Below are 902 nucleotides of genomic sequence, written 5' to 3'. Positions count from 1 at the left end.
ACGTATGCTCACGGATTCACAGTATTTCACCTTTCTTAGATGAAGCGTGCTACGGAAGGAACGGTCGGGGGAGCCCCCTGTCGAAGAAAAAGGCAGATGCAAACACAGGATACCCGGAGAATCCCATGATTTCCCATATGTTGCATGTGTTGTCCACTATTCGCCAGGGGGTTACTCTCCCATGTCTCTTCGGGTCCACGCCCTTACCTTCCTTCGTTACGCCTGCCTAGGAAAGTGGAGTCCAATTTTGTTTATTTGACGGGTCTATGCCCTTTCGCCTTCTGAACTTGGTTTCCGTACATGCCTTGTGAAATACTGCGAATCCGTCAATCTGCGTGTGCTGTCTATCAGGTTTTCGTGATTTGAATCTACTGAACTTAAGCCGCCAGGTGCACCGGATGGCGCTGCTCGTCAAAACACTCGCCGCTGTGGGCAAGTCCTACCAGAATCCTTGCGAGCTTGCCTACCAGTTTCAAAATGGACGTGTTCTTCTTCATTCGTAAGCTGTTCACGTTATGCGCATGCCAGCGCTTGAACGCCGGGTGATTGACGACCAGACCCAATACCGTCAGATACAGATACTTCCGAAGCTGTCGTCGCCCGCGCTTGGAGAGGGTGATCTGCCCTCGGCGCTTGCCTGAGCTACACTCCGCCAGGTTCAGCCCGGCCAGCGCCAATACTTGGTTCCCATGTGCATAAGCTCTCAAATCTCCGGTATTCGCCAGCAGGACCGCTGTCAGCCAAGGGCTAATACAAAGTGCTTCCAGCGGCTGTCTGGCTTCAGGCGAGAGCTGAGCGAGCAGCTTCTCGAGCCCCTCTCCAATGGCGGCCGACTGTTCTTCCAGTGCCTCGTACCGCTGCAGCAGGCGTCCGATTCGCTCTTTCATCTCGCCAGCGACCTC

Annotated in this window: 1 protein-coding gene; it reads right to left on the bottom strand. The window is 54.3% G+C overall.

Annotation, left to right across the window (positions count from 1 at the left end; translation table 11 throughout):
* Positions 1 to 377: 377 nt before the first annotated feature.
* Positions 378 to 902: transposase (locus tag ACE6ED_RS29155; RefSeq protein WP_410830957.1), on the bottom strand; the 525-nt coding region annotated here is incomplete at its 5' end.

This window comes from Paenibacillus nanchangensis (assembly GCF_046543445.1).
Taxonomy (GTDB): Bacteria; Bacillota; Bacilli; order Paenibacillales; family Paenibacillaceae; genus Paenibacillus_AQ; species Paenibacillus_AQ nanchangensis.
This window is presented reverse-complemented; position numbering and strand designations above follow the sequence as displayed.